The sequence below is a fragment of the Streptomyces sp. EDA2-14 genome (assembly GCF_054963755.1).
Map to the genome: position 1 here is coordinate 236,162 of NZ_JBUEGE010000010.1, position 20,359 is coordinate 256,520.

General features: G+C 70.8%; 13 protein-coding genes. 7 read left to right on the plus strand and 6 right to left on the minus strand.

Features of this window, described 5'->3' with window-relative positions:
- Window position 1: 1 nt before the first annotated feature.
- Window positions 2-679, minus strand: a complete 678-nt coding sequence (locus ACY34M_RS24355; protein ID WP_462720165.1) for a GntR family transcriptional regulator — start codon at window positions 677-679, stop codon at window positions 2-4.
- 133 nt (window positions 680-812) lie between these two features.
- Between ACY34M_RS24355 and ACY34M_RS24360 the strand changes: the two genes are divergently transcribed.
- Genes ACY34M_RS24360 through ACY34M_RS24370 form a run of 3 tightly spaced genes read left to right on the plus strand, consistent with a single transcriptional unit; the run spans window position 813 to window position 5,014 of the window.
- Window positions 813-2,243 carry an amino acid permease gene (locus tag ACY34M_RS24360; RefSeq protein ID WP_462720166.1) on the plus strand — a complete coding sequence of 477 codons (1,431 nt, stop codon included), beginning with the start codon at window positions 813-815 and terminating at the stop codon, window positions 2,241-2,243.
- 25 nt (window positions 2,244-2,268) lie between these two features.
- Window positions 2,269-3,543: an aminotransferase family protein gene (locus ACY34M_RS24365; protein WP_462720167.1), complete on the plus strand. Its 1,275-nt coding sequence runs from the start codon at window positions 2,269-2,271 to the stop codon at window positions 3,541-3,543.
- 4 nt (window positions 3,544-3,547) lie between these two features.
- Window positions 3,548-5,014, plus strand: coding sequence for a purine-cytosine permease family protein (locus ACY34M_RS24370; RefSeq protein ID WP_462720168.1), 1,467 nt, complete (start codon window positions 3,548-3,550; stop codon window positions 5,012-5,014).
- Here the strand turns inward: ACY34M_RS24370 and ACY34M_RS24375 are convergent.
- Genes ACY34M_RS24375 through ACY34M_RS24385 form a run of 3 tightly spaced genes read right to left on the minus strand, consistent with a single transcriptional unit; the run spans window position 4,954 to window position 9,856 of the window.
- Window positions 4,954-7,068, minus strand: coding sequence for an acetate--CoA ligase family protein (locus ACY34M_RS24375; RefSeq protein WP_462720169.1), 2,115 nt, complete (start codon window positions 7,066-7,068; stop codon window positions 4,954-4,956). The genes ACY34M_RS24370 and ACY34M_RS24375 overlap by 61 nt on opposite strands.
- The gene (locus tag ACY34M_RS24380) at window positions 7,065-8,219 is read right to left on the minus strand and encodes an acyl-CoA dehydrogenase family protein (RefSeq protein ID WP_462720170.1); all 1,155 of its coding nucleotides are present in this window, start codon (window positions 8,217-8,219) and stop codon (window positions 7,065-7,067) included. Before ACY34M_RS24380 ends, ACY34M_RS24375 begins: the two co-directional genes overlap by 4 nt.
- Before the next feature lie 56 nt (window positions 8,220-8,275).
- Window positions 8,276-9,856, minus strand: coding sequence for an APC family permease (locus tag ACY34M_RS24385; RefSeq protein ID WP_462720171.1), 1,581 nt, complete (start codon window positions 9,854-9,856; stop codon window positions 8,276-8,278).
- Between the two features lie 144 nt (window positions 9,857-10,000).
- Between ACY34M_RS24385 and ACY34M_RS24390 the strand changes: the two genes are divergently transcribed.
- From ACY34M_RS24390 to ACY34M_RS24405, 4 genes are all read left to right on the plus strand, one after another.
- Window positions 10,001-11,395: a flavin monoamine oxidase family protein gene (locus ACY34M_RS24390; RefSeq protein WP_462720172.1), complete on the plus strand. Its 1,395-nt coding sequence runs from the start codon at window positions 10,001-10,003 to the stop codon at window positions 11,393-11,395.
- Window positions 11,396-11,401: 6 nt separating this feature from the next.
- The gene (locus tag ACY34M_RS24395) at window positions 11,402-12,280 is read left to right on the plus strand and encodes a TetR family transcriptional regulator C-terminal domain-containing protein (RefSeq protein ID WP_462720173.1); all 879 of its coding nucleotides are present in this window, start codon (window positions 11,402-11,404) and stop codon (window positions 12,278-12,280) included.
- Between the two features lie 152 nt (window positions 12,281-12,432).
- Complete coding sequence (locus tag ACY34M_RS24400; RefSeq protein WP_462720174.1) at window positions 12,433-13,779, plus strand: cation:dicarboxylate symporter family transporter; 1,347 nt, start codon at window positions 12,433-12,435, stop codon at window positions 13,777-13,779.
- A gap of 228 nt (window positions 13,780-14,007) precedes the next feature.
- Window positions 14,008-15,618, plus strand: a complete 1,611-nt coding sequence (locus tag ACY34M_RS24405; protein ID WP_462720175.1) for an APC family permease — start codon at window positions 14,008-14,010, stop codon at window positions 15,616-15,618.
- Window positions 15,619-16,080: 462 nt separating this feature from the next.
- Here the strand turns inward: ACY34M_RS24405 and ACY34M_RS24410 are convergent, their stop codons facing one another.
- Window positions 16,081-17,142: a glycoside hydrolase family 130 protein gene (locus ACY34M_RS24410; RefSeq protein WP_462720176.1), complete on the minus strand. Its 1,062-nt coding sequence runs from the start codon at window positions 17,140-17,142 to the stop codon at window positions 16,081-16,083.
- Window positions 17,143-17,275: 133 nt separating this feature from the next.
- Entirely contained in the window at window positions 17,276-20,338 is a 3,063-nt protein-coding gene (locus ACY34M_RS24415; protein ID WP_462720177.1) for an alpha-mannosidase, read from the minus strand.
- Window positions 20,339-20,359 lie beyond the last annotated feature (21 nt).

A 20,359-nucleotide genomic window follows, 5' to 3' on the forward strand; every position in this document is an offset into this window, starting at 1 on the left:
TTCATTCGTCGCCGTGGGCCGCCAGAATCCCTTGTACCCGCGCTCCGTTGGACGCGATGTGATGCCGCGCCTCCCGCTGCGCGCGCCGCGCGTCGCCCGCGCGGATCGCGGCCATCAGCGGTTCGTGCTCGCCGACCAGCTTGCGCGGGTTCTCGTTCTCGCGCTCGTGGGCCGACAACGCCATGAGGTAGAAGCGCAGTTCACGGGTGAGACCGGCGTAGAACGCGTCGATGCGCGCATTGCCCAGCGTCGCCACGATCGCCCCGTGGAAGGCGAGGTCCGCCGCCACGGTGTCGGCGCGCCGCAATGAAGCCGTGACCGTGACGAGATGCTCGTACGCCGCCTCCACCGAAGCCAGTTGGGCGGTGTCGAGGGGCGCCGCCAGGGCTGCCGCCTCCAGGTGCTCGCGCGCGGTGTAGAGCTCGTGGACGCTCTGCGGCGTGGGGGAGATGACCACGGCCCCCCGGTTGGCCTGGAACCGGATGAGCCCGCCGTGCTCCAGCAGCCGGACGGCCTCGCGGACCGTGTTGCGGGCGATGCCGAGTTCGGCGGCGATGGCGCTCTCGCGCAGCCGCTCGCCCGGCCGGAACGACCCGGCGAGGATCCGCTCCGACAGGCCGTCGGCGATCTGCTGCGCGGTCGTGGTCCGCTGGGCCACCAGCCCTTCAAGTGCCGTCATGGCGTCATCGTAGCCACCCCGTGACCTCTGGTGCGCAGCAGTACAACTGCTCTACAGTTGCGCACTGCTTCGGCCGATCACGGCCGTTCGGCCGCGTGACCCACCCAACCGATGTTGCAGGGGGCCCTCGACAGTGCGGACAACTCGCGAGAACGAACGGACCGGCCCCGCCGACAGGCCCGGCCCCGCCGACCGGACCGCCCCGGAGCAGCAGCCCTCCGACGCACCCCGCACCCTCAGACAGCGCCACGTGCGGATGATCGCCCTCGGCGGGATCATCGGCGCCAGCCTCTTCGTCGGCAGCGGCGCCGTCATCCACACCGTCGGACCGGCCGGCATCCTGTCGTACGCGCTCGGCGGGCTCCTGGTCATCCTCGTCATGCGGATGCTCGGTGAGATGGCCACCGCGTCGCCGACCCTCGGCTCGTTCATGGAGTACGCCAGGACCTCGCTCGGCGGCTGGGCCGGCTACACCATCGGCTGGCTGTACTGGTACTTCTGGGTCGGCGTCGTCGCGTTCGAGGGCGTCGCCGGGGCCAAGCTGCTGATGCTGTGGATACCCGGCGTACCGCAGTGGGTCTTCTCCCTGGTCCTGATGACCCTGCTGACCGCCACGAACCTGGTGTCGACGCGCTCCTTCGGGGAGACCGAGTTCTGGCTGGCGTCCATCAAGGTCGTCACCATCGTCGTGTTCCTCGTCTCGGGCACCCTCTTCGCACTCGGCATCTGGCCGGGCGCCGAGCTGTCGGTGGGCAACGTCGCGCTCGACGGCTTCGCCCCGAACGGCCTGTTGGCCATCCTGCACGGCGTCGTCCTCGTGATCTTCTCCTACGTCGGCACCGAGATCGTCACCATCGCCGCCGCCGAGTCCACCGACCCCGTCACGTCGGTCGTCAAGGCCACCTCGTCCACGGTGTGGCGCGTCATCATCTTCTACGTCGGGTCCGTCACCCTGTTGGTGATGATCACGCCGTGGGACCGGATCCCCGTCGAGACCAGCCCGTACGCCGCCGCCTTCGGCAAGATCGGCGTCCCGGCCGCGACGACCGTCATCAACGTCGTCGTCCTCACCTCCGTCCTGTCGGTCCTCAACTCGGGCCTCTACACCGCGTCCCGCATGCTCTTCGCCCTGCAGCGCAACAAGTGGGCGCCCCGCTGGGTGGCCGACCGCAGCCGCAAGGGCGTTCCGTGGAAGGCCATCCTGTCCTGCACGGTCGTCGGCTACGTGGCCGTCGCCATGAGCTACGTCGCCCCCAACACCATCTTCAACTTCATCATCAACTCGGCGGGCGCCGTCGGCCTGTTCGTCTACGCGATCATCGCCGGCTCACAACTGCGCATGCGGCGGCAGCTGGAACGCGAGTCCCCGGAGCGGCTCAAGCTGCGCATGTGGCTCTACCCGTACCTGAGCTGGGCCACCCTGGCCGCCATCGTCGTCGTCCTCAGCTCCATGCTCCTGGTCCCCGACGCGCGTTCGCAGCTGTACCTGAGCGTGCTGAGCCTGGCCGCCATCCTCGCCACCTATGTGGTCGTCCGGTCCCGGCGACGCCACACCACACACTGACCTCCCCACCTGTACGGAGAACCCCATGGCCCCGGAGAACCCGCCCGTCCTGACCGGCCCCGCCCTGTGGAGCGCGCAGGCCCACCTCCCGTCCGTCCTCGGACGCCAGCTCACCATCGAACGCGCCGAGGGCAGCTACCTGTTCAGCACCGACGGCCGCCGCCTCTTCGACGGCACCGCCGGGCTGTGGCACGCCAACGTCGGTCACGCGCGCCCCGAACTCGCCGACGCCGCCCACGACCAGATGCGGCGCCTGGAGACCTACCACGTCTTCGGCCGCTACCTGAACGACCGCGCCGTCGCCCTCGGCGAACGGCTCGCCGCGATGTCACCCATCGAGGACCCCAAGGTCATCCTCAACAGCGGCGGCAGCGACGCCATCGACGTCGCCTGCAAGCTCGCCCGCAGGCACTGGCAGCGCGCGGGCCGCGGCGACAAGACCATGATCCTCAGCCGCGAGTTCGCCTACCACGGGCTGCACGCCTACGGCACGAGCATCGCGGGCCTCGAATTCAACCGCACCGGCTACGGCACCGAGTCCCTGGTCCCGGAGACCGCGCGCGTGTCCACGTACGACATCGACGCCGTCGAACGCAGCGTGCGCGAGATCGGTCCTGAACACATCGCGGCGATCGTCGCCGAGCCCGTACAGGGTACCGGCGGCGTCATCCCGCCGGCCCCCGGCTACCTCGAAGGACTCCAGCGGATCTGCCGCGAGAACGACATCCTGCTCGTCATCGACGAGGTCATCACCGGATTCGGGCGCACGGGCCACATGTTCGCCACCGAACGCTACGGACTCGCACCCGACCTGATCACCTTCGCCAAGGGAGTCACCTCCGGCTACGCGCCGCTCGGCGGCGTCCTCGTCGCCCCGCACATCTGGCAGCCGTTCTACCGGGACGCGGACGACACACCGATGTTCCGGCACGGCGCCACCTACTCGGGGCACGCCACCGCCTGCGCCGTGGCCCTGCGCAACCTCGACATCCTCGACGAGGAGAAGCTGGTGCCCCGCGTCGCCGAGCTGGAGCAGCTCCTCGCCGACGAACTGCGGAGCCTGGACGCGCGGGAGTCCGTCGTCGAGACCCGGGTCGCCGGACTGCTCGGCGGTGTCTCCCTCGTCGACGACCTCAGCGCGGAGGCGATCACCGACGAACTGGTGGACCACGGCTTCGTCACCCGCCCGCTGCGCGGCAACACCGTGCAGATCAGCCCGCCGTTCATCACCACCGACGAAGAACTGCGACGGCTCGTCGCGGCCATCGGCACGGTCCTCGCGGCACACGAAGGCCGGTGACGCGATGCCGACGACGCACGAGCAGTCGGGCGGACTGGTCGAGTCGCGCTCGATCGACGTGGTGCCGGACGAGGAGCGGCACGGCACCGCGTTCAGCCAGTTCACGCTCTGGGTGGGCGCGAACCTCCAGATCACCGCGGTGGTCACCGGAGCCCTCGCGGTGGTCCTCGGAGCCACCGCGTTCTGGGCGGTCGTCGGGCTGCTTGTCGGCAATCTGCTCGGCGGCTCGGTCATGGCCCTGCACTCGGCGCAGGGCCCCCGCCTCGGACTCCCGCAAATGATCTCCTCGCGGGCCCAGTTCGGAGTGCGCGGCGCCGTCGTGCCCCTGCTCCTCGCGGTCTTCATGTTCATCGGCTGCACCGCCAGCGGCACCGTCCTCGCGGGCGAGGCGGTCGGCGAACTCACCCACCTCGGACCTGTCGCGGGAATCCTCCTGTTCACGGCGGTCACCGCGGTGGCCGCCGCCGTCGGCTACCGCCTGATCCACTTCCTGGGGCGGCTCGCCGGAGTGGTGTGCGGCGTGGCCTTCGTGTACCTGGGCGTCCGCCTCCTGCAGCACGACGACATCGGCACGGTCCTCGCCGACCACAGCTTCGCCCTGCCCGCCTTCCTGCTCGCGGTGTCCCTGTCCGCGTCCTGGCAGCTGTCGTTCGGCCCGTACGTCGCCGACTACTCGCGCTATCTCCCGCGCTCGACGTCGGCCCGCGCGACGTTCGGCTGGACGCTGGCCGGGACCGCGCTCGGCGCCCAGTGGTCGATGGCCTTCGGGGCGCTCGCCGCGGCGGCCGCGGGGGAGGCGTTCGTCGGGCACGAGGTGACCTACGTGGTGTCGCTCGGCGGGACAGGCCTGATGGCGGCGGCGCTCTACTTCGTCATCGCGCTCGGCAAGTTGACCGTCACCGTCCTCAACACCTACGGCGCGTTCATGTCGAGCGTGACGAGTGTGACCGGGATGCGGCGGCGGGGCGCGGTGCCGCACAGGCTCTCGCCGCGCGGGCGGGTCGGCTACATCTGCGCGATCATCGTGGCGGGCGCGGCGCTCGCGCTGGCCGGGCGGGGGAACTTCCTCGACACGTTCTCGACCTTCCTCCTGATCGTGCTGGCGTTCTTCACCCCGTGGAGCGCGGTGAACCTCGCCGACTACTACCTCGTCGCCAAGGAGCGCTACGACATCCCGGCCCTGAACGACCCGGACGGCCGCTACGGCTCCTGGCGGATGCCCGCCCTGCTGTCGTACGGGGTGGGCCTGGTGGTTCAACTCCCCTTCATGTCGACGGACTTGTTCACCGGCCCGTTCGTCGCCCCGCTGGGCGGCGCGGACATCTCGTGGATCGTGGGACTGACCCTTCCGGGGCTGCTGTACTGGCTCCTGGCCCGCCGCGAGCGGCACCGGATCCCGGACCGGATGATCTACCCGGAGGACGTGGTGCCGCCACAGCCGGACCGGTCCGCGGCGGAGGTGTCCGCCTGAGGAACGCCCGGCGAAGCGGGCGGGGACGCCAGGACGAGCGCGTCCACGGCGAGTGCGCCGTCCGGAGCGACCCGTACCGGGTTGAGCTCGACCTCGGCGATGTCGTCCCGTCCGGCGATCAGCGCGGACACCGCGACGACGACGTCCACCAGGGCCGCCACGTCCACGGGGCGGCGCCCGCGCCAGCCGCGCAGCAGCGGAGCCGTCCGTAGGCCACGGACCATGGCGTGCGCCGTGGTCCGCGAGCACGGCGCGAGTTCGAGCGCCAGGTCGCGGGTCAGCTCGGCCCGGACGCCGCCGGCGCCGACCAGCACGACCGGCCCGAACGCCGGATCGCGCCGGGCGGCGACGAGCACTTCGACGACGTCCGGGCGCCGGTCCATCTCCTCCACCACGTACCGGTGCGGCCCCAGGTGCTCGACCATGTCGCGGTACGCGGCCCGCAGTGCCCCCGGATCCCACAGCCCGGCCGCCACAGCACCGTGCTCGGTCTTGTGCTCCAGCCAGTCGGCCTTGAGGACGACGGGCGCCGAGAGCGAGGCCGCCGCGGTCATCGGGTCACGGGCGCCCGGCGGGATCTCCGCTGCCCGCGGGAACGGCACGCCCGCCTCCTCCAGCAGGCGGCGCGCGGCCAGGTAGCCCGAGCCCACGGGAGTCCCGTGCCGCGCCCCGCGCGGTGAACGGCGACGGTGTGGCGGCCGGGCCAGACGGTGTGCCGTGGCGACGGCCCGCAGCGCCCGCTCGACGTCGGTGAACGTCGGCACCCCCGAAGCCTCCAACCCGGCTGTCGCCGGGGTGCGTTCGGCCATGGAGTGCACGACCACCGGCAGCGCCCGGTCCGCGGCCAGGCGGCCCAGGGCGCGGACCACGGCGGACTCCGCCGCCGCGTGCGCGGGAATGTCCCGGCCGTAGCTGCCGAAGTAGCCGCTGAGCACGACCGTGTCGGCGACGGCCCCGTCGGCCAGGCACGCGGGCACCGTGGCGTACGTCGACAGGTCCCGCTCACCCGCGCCGTCGAGGTCGACGGGGTTCGCCCGCCCGGAGCCCGGCGGCAGGTGGCGGCCCAGCTCCTGCTGCACCGCGGGCGGGAACTCCGCGACGTCCAGGCCGAGCCGCGCCGCGGTGTCCGCCGCCACCGCACCCTGTCCGCCGCTGTCGGCCACGATCGCCACACGCGGTCCACGGACCGGAGCGGTGCGGAGCACCAGGTGGGCCGCGTCGACGAGGTGGGCCGGGGTGTCGACGCGGACGGCGCCGACCGCCCGGCAGGCCGCGTCCACGACGTCGAGGGCGGACGTCATGGCGCCGGTGTGCGAGCGGGCTGCCTGCCGGGCCGCCGTGCTGGCGCCGACGGTGAGGAGCAGTACCGGTTTGCCCGCCTCGCGCAGCAGGTCGAGCGAGTCCAGGAGCGCCGAGCCGTCCCCGTAACTCTCCAGGTAGAGGGCGACGGCGCGGGTGGTGTCGTGGTCGACGAGATCGGCGAGGACCTCGGCGGCGCCGACGTCGAGCTGGCTGCCCACCGAGACGAACCGGGAGACACCGACCCCGGCCGCCGCGGCCAGTTGGGCGATCTCCAGGCCGACCTGGCCGCTCTGCGAGACGACCGCGAGGGAGCCGGCGGTGAACCGGCCCCACGCCAGCTCCAGTTCGGCCGACGCGTCGTACAGGCCCAGGCAGTTCGGGCCCATCAGCCGGGAGCCGCCGGCCCTGACCGTCCTGGTGAGCCCGGCGGGGTCCTCGACTCCGGAGGCGATGGCGAGCAGCCCCGGCACGCGGAGGGCGACCGCGTGCTCGACGCCGGTGGCCAGCGAGGGCGCCGGTACCGCGAAGGCGACCAGGTCGGGAACTTCGGGCAGGGCGTCCAAGGTCGGGTGGCTCGGCTGCCCGAGCACACTCGCGCCCCGCGCGTTGACCAGATGCACCCGTCGACGGTGCCGCCCGGCGAGGGCGCCGCGGGCGAGCCAGTGCCCCCATTTGGCGGGGTTGTCGGTGGCGCCGACCACGGCCACGGAACGCGGGGCGCGGAACACATCGAGCCTCGGACGCGACGTCATGACGGCGCGAGTGCCCGCGAGATGATGAGCCGCTGGATGTCGGAGGTGCCTTCCTCGATCTCCTCCAGCTTCGCGTCCCGCATCCACTTCTCGGCGAGGAACTCCTGCGAGTACCCGTTGCCGCCCAGCGTCTGCACGGCTGCCCACGCGGCGTACATGGCGTTCTCCGAGCCGACCAGCTTCGCCTTCGCCGCCTCGGAGGTGACGGTGCGGCCCAGGTCGTGCAGGCGGGCCGCGTGCAGGGTCATCAGGTGGGCCGTGTCCGCGCGGACCGCCATGTCGGCGAGGCGGAAGGCCACCGACTGGTGCTCGATGATCGGCACACCGAACTGCTTCCGCTCGCGGGCGTAGCGCACGGCAAGGTCGAGCGCCGCCCGGCACAGTCCGGCGCAGGACGCGCCGATCAGGATGCGGGAGGCGTCGAACGTCCGCATGAGGCCCGCGAAACCCTGCCCCTCGTCGCCGAGGCGGTCGGCGGCCGGGACCCGCACGCCGTCGAGGAACACTTCGGCGTTGACGATGGCACGCTGCCCCATCTTGCGCATCGGACGCCCGACGGTCAGCCCAGGGGTGTCCCGGTCGACGACGAACGCGGTGACACCACGGGAGCGGAGCGCCGGGTCGACCGTCGCGAACACCACGAACCGGCTCGCGTACGGCGCGTTGGAGATCCACGTCTTCTGCCCGCTGAGCACGTAGTGGTCGCCCTCGCGCACCGCGCGGGTGCGGATTCCGGCGGCGTCCGAGCCGTGGTCGGGTTCCGTGACGGCGAGCGCGGTGAGCGGTGGCGCGGGCGAGGTCAGCGGGCGCAGCCACCGCTCCTTCTGTGCTTCGGTGCCAAGTGCGAGGACCGGGGCCGCGAAGAAGCCGTTGGACGTCAGCAGATTGCCGATGCCGATGTCACCGTGGCACAGCTCCTGCTGCACGAGCGCCTGCGTCACCAGGTCGGTGACGCCGCCCCCGCCGTACGCGGCCGGGATCATGAAGTCGGTCAGGCCGGTCGCGGCGGCCTTCTTCCACAGGTCGAGCGGTGACTCGACGGCGGCGTCGTCGACCGCGCGGGCGCGCGGCCGGATCTCGGTGGCGGCGAAGTCGCGGGCCAGCCGCACGAACTCCTGTTGTTCTTCTGTCGGTTCCGAAGGGAGGGGCATGCGGGCTCCTCTGTCGGCGGTCGGTCGGTGGACGGTGCTGCGGTGGTGCCGGGGCGTCACCGCGGGACGGTCTCGTGCGGGGGAGCGGCCGGTGCCTGCTTCTCCCGGTGGGCGGTGCGCACGAAGAACTCCGGGGCCACCCGTGCGTAGGTGAGCATCAGCAGCCAGCCCAGGAGGAGTGTGCCGACGCCGATGAGGAAGACACCGCCGATGTGCCAGTGCGGTGCGAAGGGGAGGGTCCAGGACGTGTAACTGTTCGCCGGGTCCCAGTCGTTGCGCAGGCTCCACAGACCGGCGGCGAGCAGGACGAGGCCCCCGATCGCGGGCAGTACGACCCGCAGCCACAGATCCCCGGCGCTGCGACGCCACTGGCCGCGGTACGCCCACGCCGACGTCAGTCCGGTGAGCCCGTAGTAGAAGGCGATCATCAAGCCGCAGGAGGAGACCGCGTCGCCGATGACCTGGCCGTCGCTGAGGAAGTTCATGACGATGTAGCAGACCGCGCCCGCGAGACCGGTGGCGATGGTGCCGATCTGCGGGATGGCGTAGCGCGGATGCACCTTCGCGAGTGCCCGCGGGGCGGCGCCCCGCCGGCCCATCGCCAGCATGGTGCGCCCGAGGGTCAGGACGGTGGTCTCGGTGGAGGCCGCCGCGGACGACAGGACCATCAGCACCAGCAGGTGCCACAGGAAGGTGCCGAGTCCGCTGTCGCCGAAGACGGCGCGGCCGATGGCGGAGAACACGTCGCCGAAGTTGTCCGGGTTGCCGAGGCCGATCCCCGTCGTGCCGATCCCGGCGAACGCCAGCGTCGCGACGGTGGCCACCAGGTAGAGCCCGAGGAGGGTGAGGGTCGACCAGGCGGCTGCCCGGCCCGGTGTGCGGTGCCGGTCGCTCGTCTCCTCGTTCACGGTGAGCGCGGTCTCCCACCCCCAGTAGATGAAGAGCATCAGCACGAGACCGCTGACGAAGGCGCTCGGCGAGGGGATCTCGAAGGGGTTCAGCCACGACAGCCGCGGACGGTGTGCGCCCGGACCCGCGTGCCCGGTGTAGACACGCACGAGCGCGACCACGGAGAGCACGGCCAGCATCCCGAACTCCAGGAACAGCAGGGCGCGTTGCACGGCCGCCGCGACCTCGATGCCGCGATAGCAGACGGCGCTCATCAGGGCGATCCAGCCGAGCCCCGCAAGGAGTACCCAGGGGCTCGAGGGGTCCGCGCCGATGCCCTCGGCGCCGCACAGGATGAACACGTACTGCCCCGCGACCTGCGCCAGGCTGGCGAGGACCAGCACGAACGAGGTGATGATGGCCCAGCCGCCCATGAAGCCCACGCGCGGGCCGAGCACCCGGCTCGCCCAGGTGAAGATCGTGCCGCAGTCCGGCTCCTGGCGGTTCAGTGCCGCGTAGCCGAAGGACACGAACAGGATCGGCACGAAGGCCAGCACGACGATCGACGGCGCCTGGAAGCCGACGAACGCCACGATGAACGCGAGCGTCGCCGCGAGGCTGTACGCGGGGGCGGCCGAGGCGACCGACAGGATCAGGCTCGTCGTCATGCCGAGCGCATTGGCGCGCAGGCCCTGCTGGGGCGGACCGCCGGACGGCTCGTCGGCGGAGGGGCGTGGGACGTCCGGCACGGTCGAACTCCCTGTCCGAGTAGGTGGATCGCAAGGTTGACTGGTGGGTCAATAATGCGCCCGAGGGTCGCACTGTCAAGGGTTCCGGACGCTCTCGGTCGCAATATTGACCGAGTGATCAGTCTTGCGATATGCTCTGCTGTCATGTGGGAACAGAGCGAACTGGACCTCGTCGAGACCGAGGTCGTCATCGTCGGCGGCGGCTACGCGGGTCTCGCCGCGGCGCTCCATCTCCACGACCAAGGAGTCGACTTCGCGCTCGTCGAGGCGGCGGACCGGATCGGCGGCCGCGTGCTCACGGAGTCCCGTGAGCACGGTGTGCGCGTCGACCACGGCGGCCAGTGGATCGGCCCCACCCAGACCCGGCTGCACGCGCTCGCCGCGCGCTTCGGCTGTGCCACCTTCCCGACGTGGGAGACCGGCAGGCACATCGAGGTGTGGCACGACGGCAGCGCCGTCCCCTACCTCGGGGCGGCGCCCGCCGAGGGCCCCGGCATCGTCGCGTACGCACACATCACCGAAACCCTCGAGACCCTCGCCCGCACGGTGGACACGACCGCGCCGTGGCGCACTCCCGGATTCGCCGAATGGGACGCGCAGACCGCGCACTCCTTCTTCCGCGCGCACACCGACGACCCCGACGCGCTGCGCCGGCTCGCGCTCGCCGTCCAGGGTGTGTGGTGCGCGGAGCCGTACGAGATCTCGCTGTTCCACGTCCTGTTCTACGTCGCCGCGGCCGGTGGCTGGGAGCAGCTCATGGAGACCGGCGGCTGCGCCCAGGACAGCCGTTTCGTCACCGGCGCCGCGGGACCGGCCCGCGCGGTCGCCGAACTGCTCGGCGACCGCATCCGGCTCGGCACCCCGGTGCGCACCGTCGAGCACGACAGCGGCGGCGTCCGCGTCCACACCGGCGACACCGTCTACGAGGCCCGCCGCGCGGTCGTCGCGCTCCCGCCGCCCGCGGTGCGCGCCCTGACCTTCGCCCCGGCCCTGCCGGTCGACAGGGAGGGCTGGCTCGCGCACAGTCCGATGGGGCGCGTCGCCAAGGTCCACGCGGTGTACGACACCCCGTTCTGGCGCGAGGCGGGCCTGTCCGGCATCGCCACGCTGTACGACGACGGCCCCGTCGGCGTCGTCTTCGACAACTCACCGGCCGATGCCGCCCGGGGAGTGCTCGTCGGCTTCGTCTACGGCGACCGGCTCACCGACTGGAGCCGCCTCGACGCCGCCGCCCGCCGCGCCGCCGTTCTCGCGAGCCTCGCCCGCGTCGTCGGTGACACGGCGCTCCGCCCCCTCGACTGCACCGAGAAGAACTGGTCCGGGGACCCGTACGCGCGCGGCGGATACGAGGCGTACGCGATCCCCGGGGCCTGGACCGGCTACGGGCGCCACGGCTGGCGCGCCCCCACCGGGACCCTGCACTGGGCCGGCACCGAGACGGCTAGTGTGTGGAACGGCTACATCGACGGTGCCCTCTCCTCGGGAGTCCGGGCGGCCGACGAAGTCGTCCAGGCACTCTCGGCGCACGCGGAAGGCTGAACCGGCATGGGCCCCGACAGCGAGGGCGGGGAGACGCTCGTCGAGCGGGCCCGCCAGGTCGTCCTCTGCGCACCCATCAGTCAGCGGGAGTTCGCCGACCGCGTCGGCATGGACCCCACCGCTCTGTCCAAGGCACTGCGCGGAAACCGTCGCCTGCGGGACACCGAGATCGCCGCCATCGCGCGGGTCGGCAAGGTGTCCCAACGCTATCTGCGCACCGGCGCCGGCCGGCCGCCCGCACCGCGCGGCGGCGCGAACGGCGCGCAGGCCACCCGCAGGCGGGCCGACACCGTCGACGCCGAACTGCGCCGCACACAGATCCTGGAGGCCACCGCCCGGCTCATCGCCCGCCGCGGCTTCCACAAGGTGCGCGTCGCCGACATCGCCGAGGCCTGCGGCACCAGCACCGGCACCGTGCACTACCACTTCCCGACGAAGGACCACGCGCTGCGCGCCGCACTCGTCTTCTACGCGGACCGCCTCCACGCCCGCCTGGAAGCCGAGTTCGAGACCGCCGACAGCACCGTCGAGAAGCTCCGCCGGCTGATCGAGGTCCAGCTGACGACCACCCGGGAGGACTCCGACGAGTGGTCGGTGTGGGTGCAGTCGTGGAACGAGGCGATCCTCGACCCGAGCCTGCGCGACGGCCAGCGCGATGTCCACGCCCGCTGGCGCGGCGTCGTCCTCGACCTCGTGCGCACCTGTCAGCGCGAGGGCATGGCGCAAGGTGTCGACGCCCGGGCGCTCGCCGACCGGTTCACCGGCCTCGTCGACGGTCTCGCGATTCAAGTCCTGGCAGGAACGGGCGACATGGACGTCGCGCGGATGCGCGAGCTGCTCCTGGACGCCTTCGAGCCGTACATCGGCCTGCGTACGACCAGTTGAGCCCACCGTGTCGCATGCGCGTTCGAGAGCAATCTCCAAGATCTGTTACGGGCCGATCCGAGGGGTTCCCCGCCGCCCGGGCGTCAACGATAGTGATGCATCGCGGAATTGATCTTCCGCAATGCAGAATATCCGCCCATGTAGGAGTGCCCATGGCGCACGCCACCGGAAATCTCGCACGCCGCGCAGGCCGTCTCCTGCGCACCAGTCTTTTCGCACAAGTCCTGCTCGCCCTGCTGATCGGCGTCCTCGTGGGACGCCTGTGGCCCGACGCGGGCTCCGCCCTGCAGCCCCTCGGTGACGGCTTCGTCCGGCTCATCAAGGCGATGATCGCCCCCTTGGTGTTCTGCGTCGTCGTCGCGGGCATCACCAAGGCCGGTGACCTGAAGGCCTTCGGCCGGATCGGCGTCAAGGCGCTGATCTGGTTCGAGGTCGCCACCACCGTCGCCCTCGTCATCGGTCTGCTCGCCGGCAACGTCCTGGCGCCGGGCGCGGGCATGAACGTCGACCCGGCCAGTCTCGACAAGAGCGCGGTCGACGAGCAGACGGGAGGCGGGCACCTCCCGTCCACCGCCCAGTTCATCCTGGAGTCCCTGCCGGACAGCGCCGTCGGCGCCTTCGCCGAGAACTCCCTGCTCCAAGTCCTCGTCCTGGCCTGCCTCGTGGGTGCCGCGCTGCTCCACCTCGGGCAGCGCAAGGTCCCGCAGATCCTGCCGTTCATCGAGCAGGCCCAGGACGTCGTGTTCACCATCGTCGGCTACATCATGAAGCTCGCCCCGCTCGCGGTCTTCGGTGCCACCGCCCACCTCGTCGGAGAGTACGGCGTGGGCGCGATGTCGACGTACGGAAAGCTGATCGCCGTCTGCTACGGCGTCGCCCTGCTCTTCCTCCTGCTGCTCGGCCTCGCGCTCAAGGCGGTCACCGGGCTGAGCCTGTGGAAGTTCGTCCGCTACACCCGCGAGGAACTGCTGCTGGCCCTCGGCACCGGTTCCAGCGAGACCGTGATGCCGCGCATGATGCAGAAGCTGCGCGCGGCGGGCTGCCGGGACGACGCGGTCGGGCTCGTCCTGCCGACCGGGTACTCCTTCAACCTCGACGGTGCCTCCATCTACCTGTCCATCGGCATCCTCTTCATCGCCCAGGCCGTCGGTGTCGACCTGACCCTCGGGCAGCAGGTCACGGTCGTCCTCGTGCTCATGCTGACCAGCAAGGGCATGGCGGGCGTGCCCGGTTCGGCGTTCCTCGCGCTGTCCGCGACGGCCTCCGCCCTCGGTGTCATCCCGGCCGCGGCCGTCGCGCTGCTGCTCGGCGTCGACCGGATCATGGACTCGATGCGCGTGGCCACCAACCTCCTCGGCAACTGCGTGGCGGTGTTCGCGGTGTCCCGCTGGGAGGGTGCCCTCGACCGGGTCACCGCGAAGCGCGTGATGAACGGCGAGGAGCCGGGAGAGGTGCCCGTGACCACCGCCAAGGAGGCGGCGCCGGTCAAGGACAGCTGACGCCGGGCCATCACCACGTATACCAAAGCCCTTGCCGGGCCCATCATTTGGCAAAACTAGATTCATGCAGCATGGATCTGGATCGGCAGGGCAGACGGCCGCCCAGTAGCAGATCAAGCGAGCGACCTCGAAAGAGTGGGCCGCAGATCAGGGACGGATGTGGTGATGGCCACGCTGACTGAGTCTTCGGGGCAGTCCTCGGAGCAACGAACAGCGCTACGCAGAGACATGGGTCGCATCAGCCTGCTTTTCGCGGGCGTGGGATCCATCATCGGGTCCGGCTGGCTCTTCGGCGCGTTGAACGCCGCGAAAATAGCCGGGCCCGCTTCCATATTCTCGTGGGCGATAGCCGCGGTGATGATTCTCCTCATCGGACTGTGCTTCGCCGAACTGGGAACCATGTTCCCGGTGTCCGGGGGAGTGGTGCGCTTCCCGCACCTCTCCTTCGGCTCCTTCGCCAGCTACACCATGGGCTGGATCACCTGGATCGCCGCCGCCACGGTGGCGCCCATCGAGGTCGAGGGCGCCCTGCAATACGCCACGAAGTGGGCGCACTTCACCGACTTCCACGAGGCGAACGGCGCCTACACCCTGACCACGCTCGGCTATGCCGTCGCCGTGGTCGCCATGGCGTTCTTCGTCCTCCTCAACTACTACGGCATCCGCTGGTTCGCCCGCGTCAACAACGTCCTCGTGTGGTGGAAGCTGCTGGCCATCGCCCTGGTCATCGTGGCGTTCTTCGTGACCGCGTTCCACGGGCACAACCTCGGGGCGAGCGAGTACGGAGGCTTCGCCCCCGGCGGCGCCAAGGGCATCTTCACGGCGATCTCCACCGCGGGCATCACCTTCTCCTTCCTCGGCTTCCGCCAGGGAGTCGAACTCGCCGGAGAGACCGACAATCCGCGGCGCAACGTCCCGTTCGCCGTCATCGGCTCCGTACTGCTCACCGGCCTGATCTACGTACTCCTCGAAGTGGCCTTCCTCGGCGCGGTCCCCGAGAGCGATCTCCAGCACTCGCACGGCTGGCTCAACCTGGCCTTCGCCAACGACTTCGGCCCGCTCGCCGCCATCTCCAGCGCCATCGGCCTGGGCTGGCTCGCGTACATCCTCTACGTCGACGCGGTGATCTCCCCGGCCGACACCGGCCTCATCTACACAACGGTCACGGCCCGCATCTCCTACGCCATGGCCCGCAACCGCAACGCGCCCGCGGCACTGGCCAAGACCACGCCCAAGGGTGCGCCGTTGGTGAGTCTGGCCGTCACCTTCGTCCTCGGGCTGATCGTCTTCCTGCCCTTCCCGAGCTGGCAGGAGCTGGTCGGGTTCATCACCTCGGCCACCGTCCTGTCCTTCGGTTCGGGGCCGCTCGTGCTGGCCGTGATGCGCCGTCAGATCCCGGAGCACGAGCGCCCGTACCGGATCCCCGGCGGTGACATCATCCCGTTCCTCGGCCTCTACTCGGCGAACCTGATCGTGTACTGGGCGGGCTGGAACACCAACTACAAGCTCTTCCTCACCATCTGCATCGGCTTCGTCGTCCTGGCGGTCCTCCAGGTGATGGACAAGGGGAGCGCCCCGAAGATGGACTGGAAGGCGGGCGCGAGCTGGGTGCTGCCATGGCTCATCGGCCTCGCCGTGATCAGCTGGATCGGCGACTACGACGGCGGCCTCGGCTGGATCGGCCTCGGCTGGGGCTTCGTCGTCAACCTCGCACTCACCGCGATCGTCTACCTGCTCGCCCTGCGCGTCCAACTCCCGCGCGAGCGCGTGCTGGAGCACATCGAGGAGGCGCGCGAGGAGTCCCGCATGGAGGAAGCGGAACTCGGCACGACACACTGACCCGTCCCGACACGACAGCGGTCCACACACACCGGTGACGGCCCGCCCGCTCTTCCGGGCAGGGCCGTCACGAGTGTCCAGAGGGCAGCGCTTCATGCATCCTGGCGTAGAAAATCGCCCAGACAGCACTATCAGTGGCAATCCCTGGCGTTACGGAATCATCACATCATCGCGGCCATAGGGGCTCTTGCACGGGGCAGGCGAAATGTGAGAAGTCGAGGAAAGGATGCCACCGATGCTGATCGTGGCTCTTTTGCTCCTGCCGGCCATGGCACTGCTCTTGCTCGGCATGGGCCGTATAGAGGACCGAATGGACGCGACCGCGGGGCCGGCGTCCGGACACCGACGACCACGCCACCTCCACCTCGTGCACGGCGGTGGACGGCGTGCCAAGGATACGAACACCGCCGCACAGGCCGACCGCGACGCCGCCTGACCGTCGCGACACACCAAGCCCGCGTCTCAGGGCCGCCACACCGCGACCCCGAGCACCGAGTCCGCCATGCCGTAGTACAGGTACCAGGCGTCGCGGAAGCGAACCAAGCCCTCGGTGAAGACCACATGGTTCACCTGGCCGTCCTGCTCGTCCGCCGACGTCGGCACGAGGAACGGCCGCTCCAGCCTGGCCACCGCCTTCGTCGGGTCGGCCGGGTCGATGAGGAGCTGGCCGGTGGAGTACTGGCCCTTGGTGTAGCCGCCCTTGCCGTCCGAGCGCGCGTTGTAGACGAGCAGGATGTGTCCGTCGTCCGTGCGCAGCGGCGGCGGACCGGGCTCGATCAGCGAGCCCTCCCAGGCGTGCACCGGCTTCGCCACCGGATCCTCGTTGCCGACGGTCTCCCAGTGGATCAGATCCTTCGAGCGCGCCCAGAACACATTGGACTCGCCGAAGTACATCCAGTACGTGCCGTCGATGGGCGTACTGAGGATGGCACCCGACTTGTTCCACGGCTTGTCCCCGTGGATCGGGTCGCGCAGCTCCGGGAAGAGCGGCCCGTGCTTCTCCCAGTGCACCAGGTCCTTCGACGTCGCCAGACACAGCAGCGCGCTCGTCCCGTCGTACCCCGTGTACGTCATGTAGAAGGTGTCACCGACGTGCACCACCCGCGGATCCTCGCAGCCGCCGGGCAGTTCGTACGGTTCGCTCGGAGTGAGCACCGGCTCGGCCCTGCGCCTGAACGTGATGCCGTCGTCGCTCCAGGCGAGACCGATGCTCGACTTCTTCGCCTTGTTCTGCGCCCGGTACAGCAGCGCGATCCTGCCGCCCACCACCAGCGCACAGGGGTTGTACAGATACGCCGACTCCCACTCGTGCGACGGCTCGGGCCGCAGAATCGGATTGGCCTCGCTCTTGGTGAACGGCCCCATGGGGAAGGTCGCGGGCCCACGCGGGAACCGCCCTGGTGCGTCCGCGGCCGCCGCCGTGCCGGCGGTGGCGAGCGAGCCGGTGAGCGCCGCGCCGACCACGGTGGCCGAGGCCTTCAGCAGGCCGCGGCGCCCGTGCGCCTGACGGTCGTCGTGCTCCATGTCGGGTGAACCTCCTGGTCGTCCGGTTCTCGAAAACGTCGTCCTGTTCTCGGGTTCTCGGAAATTTCTCCGGTTCTCGGGAAAGGGGGCCCCGCGCACACGCCCGTGGGGCCCCGTCGCACCTGCCGCGCCGTCAGTCCCGTACGGGCGTCAACCGCACCGTCAGGATCTGGAACGGCCGCAGCCGCAGCCGCACCCCGTCGTCCGCGGCCTCGCACGCGGGCTCGTCCGCCGCCCGCGGACGCTCCAGCAGGTCGGTGGCGGTGGCCGACGCGAGCCGGAACCCGGGCGAGAGCAGGGCCGTGGCACGCGAGCCGTACGCCTCGTACAGGCGCACCACGACGTCGCCGGAACGGTCGTCGGCCAGCTTGACCGCCTCGACGACCACCGCCGCGTTGTCGACCGCCACCAGCGGCGCCACCTCCGCCGAACCCGCCACGGCCCGCTCCGGCAGGTTGAGGTGGTAGCCCTCGCGGATCGCGTCCTCGACCCCCGCCCCGATCAGCAGCGCGTACCGCATCCGGTGCGTGCCCTGGTCGGTGTCCGGGTCAGGGAAGCGCGGCGCGCGGGCCAGCGAGAGCCGCACCGTGGTGGTCGTGCCGCCGTCCTCGCGGACATCGCGCGTCACGTCGTGCCCGTACGTCGCGTCGTTGACCAGGGCGGCGCCCCAGTCACGCTCCCCGACGTGCAGGAAGCGGTGCGCACACACCTCGAACTTCGCCGCGTCCCAACTGGTGTTGGTGTGCGTGGGCCGCTCGACGTGCCCGAACGGGACCTGCGCCGTCGAGTGCCCCGCCCGTACGTCCAGCGGGAACGCGACCTTGAGCAGCTTCTCCGTCTCGTGCCAGTCCAGGACCGTGTCGACGTCGAGGCGGCGAGCGCCCGGCGCGAGCCCCAGAGTCTGCTCGACACGGGAGTCCCCGAAGGCACGCACCACGCGCACCCCGCCGTCCACCGCGGTCACCGACTCCACCTGAGTGAGGTCCGTGACGGTGTTGCGGTAGAACGCGTCGAGGTCCCAGGCGTCCCACTGGTTCGGGAAGTCCTGATGCAGCTGGAGCAGGTTCGCCACCGCCCCCGGCGGCAGCGCCTCCCGGCCGCCCTCGATGTCGTACGCCGAGGTGACCAGGCCCCGCTCGTCGATCACGACCCGCACCAGGCCGTTGTCCAGGACGTACCCGCCGTCCCGCACCTGCGGGGCGACCGAGACCGCCGCGTCCTCCCGGCGCACCGCCGCACCCAGGGCGGCGGCGCCCGCGCGAGCGTGCGGGGCGGCATTGAAGACGACCTTCGCACCGTCGTCTGAGGCAGGACCGGCCAGCGCGGTCTGCGCCGACTCGATCAACTCCGCGAGCTCGGCCGCCACCTGACGGTACGTCTCCTCCGCCTCCCGGTGCACCCACGCGATCGACGTGCCCGGCAGAATGTCGTGGAACTGGTGCAGCAGCACCGTCTTCCACAGCCGGTCCAGCGCCTCGTACGGGTACGCCGCCCCCGTGCGCAGCGCCGCCGTCGCCGCCCACAACTCGGCCTCACGCAACAGGTGTTCGCTGCGCCGGTTGCCCTGCTTGGTCGCGATCTGGCTGGTCAGCGTGCCGCGGTGGAACTCCAGGTACAGCTCGCCCACCCATACCGGAGCGTCCGGATACTCCTCCAGCGCCTTCGCGAAGAAGTCGCCCGGCTTCTCGATCTCGACCCGCGCCGAACCCTCCAGGTCCGCGAGCCGCTCGGCGCGCGCCAGCATCTCGCGGGTCGGACCGCCACCGCCGTCGCCGTAGCCGAACGGCGCGAGCGAGCGGTTGGCCGAACCCTTGTCCTGGAAGTTGCGCACACTGTGCGCGACCTCGGCGCCGGACAGATCGCTGTTGTACGTGTCGACCGGCGGGAAGTGGCTGAAGATACGGGTGCCGTCGATGCCCTCCCACCAGAACGTGTGGTGCGGGAACTTGTTCGTGGTGTTCCACGAGATCTTCTGCGTGAGGAACCAGCGCACCCCGGCCAGCTTCATCAACTGCGGCATCGCCGCGTTGTAGCCGAACGTGTCCGGCAGCCACATGTCCTCGGTCTCGACCCCGAACTCGTCGAGGTAGAAGCGCTTGCCGTGGATGAACTGCCGGGCCAGCGCCTCACCCCCGGTGATGTTGGTGTCCGGCTCCACCCACAGGCTGCCCGTCGGCACGAACTGCCCCGTCTTCGCCTTCTCCTGCGCCCGCTCGTACACCTCCGGCCGGTGCTCCTTGAGCCAAGCCAGCTGCTGCGCCTGGGACATCACGAAGCGGAACTCCGGGTGCTCGTCCATGAGCTGGGTGACATTGGAGACGGTGCGGGCGACCTTGCGCACCGTCTCGCGCAGCGGCCACAGCCACGCCGTGTCGATGTGGGCGTGCCCGACGGCGGAGATGCGGTGCTCACCGGCGGCGGCGGACGGGGCCAACGCCGGGGCGAGCACCTCGCGGGCGGCGGCCGCGGTCCCGCCGATGTCCTGGAGGTCCACGGCGTCGAGCGAGGCGGACAGCGCCCGCAGGATCTGCCAGCGGCGCGGCGACTGCTCGGGCAGCTCCCGCATGAGCTGGTCGAGCACCTCCATGTCGTGGACGAGGTCGTACACGTCCGCGTCGAAGACGGCCAGGTCGAGGCGGCGCAGCCGGTACAGCGGCTCCCCGTTCGAGGCACCCTCCTCGTCCAGCCAGGGCGCGCGACCGCCGAGCGGCGTGATCGCGAAACTGCGGTCCTCCGGCCCGGAGTGCATCACGAGCGGATTGGCGGCGGCCTCGACGTACGCGGTGAACTCCTCGCCACCGACCGCGTGTTCGGCCACCGGAAGCCATGTGTTGCGGGGGTTGAGTGCCTTCACGGCCGTGCCGTCGGGCCGGTAGGCCAGGCCCTCGGCGGAGAAGCCCGGCTCGGTGGTGCCGAAGCCGAGGTCGACGACGGCCTCGACGCGGCGCCCCGCCCACTCCTCGGGGACCCGGCCGGTGACCTTGAACCAGTTGGTGGTCCAGGCCGGACCCCAGGGCGCGCCCACCTCGACGGCCCGGTAGTCGGCGGCGAGCCCCTCGGCCACGGGCACGGGCTCGCCCGGCACCTGCCAGATGCCGACTTCGAGGGGTACGGACACGGCGTGGACGGCAGGCCGGATGCGTTCGTCGAGGACGCGCCTGAGGCGGTGCTGGACGATGTCGCGGTCGGAGTGCACAGAACACCTTTCGAAGAACGG

Coding starts and splice junctions, on each gene's coding strand:
- ACY34M_RS24355 (WP_462720165.1), bottom strand. CDS start 679: ATGACGGCACTTGAAGGGCTGGTGGCCCAGCGGACCACGACCGCGCAG.
- ACY34M_RS24365 (WP_462720167.1), top strand. CDS start 2,269: ATGGCCCCGGAGAACCCGCCCGTCCTGACCGGCCCCGCCCTGTGGAGC.
- ACY34M_RS24370 (WP_462720168.1), top strand. CDS start 3,548: ATGCCGACGACGCACGAGCAGTCGGGCGGACTGGTCGAGTCGCGCTCG.
- ACY34M_RS24375 (WP_462720169.1), bottom strand. CDS start 7,068: ATGACGTCGCGTCCGAGGCTCGATGTGTTCCGCGCCCCGCGTTCCGTG.
- ACY34M_RS24380 (WP_462720170.1), bottom strand. CDS start 8,219: ATGCCCCTCCCTTCGGAACCGACAGAAGAACAACAGGAGTTCGTGCGG.
- ACY34M_RS24390 (WP_462720172.1), top strand. CDS start 10,001: ATGTGGGAACAGAGCGAACTGGACCTCGTCGAGACCGAGGTCGTCATC.
- ACY34M_RS24395 (WP_462720173.1), top strand. CDS start 11,402: ATGGGCCCCGACAGCGAGGGCGGGGAGACGCTCGTCGAGCGGGCCCGC.
- ACY34M_RS24400 (WP_462720174.1), top strand. CDS start 12,433: ATGGCGCACGCCACCGGAAATCTCGCACGCCGCGCAGGCCGTCTCCTG.
- ACY34M_RS24405 (WP_462720175.1), top strand. CDS start 14,008: ATGGGTCGCATCAGCCTGCTTTTCGCGGGCGTGGGATCCATCATCGGG.
- ACY34M_RS24410 (WP_462720176.1), bottom strand. CDS start 17,142: ATGGAGCACGACGACCGTCAGGCGCACGGGCGCCGCGGCCTGCTGAAG.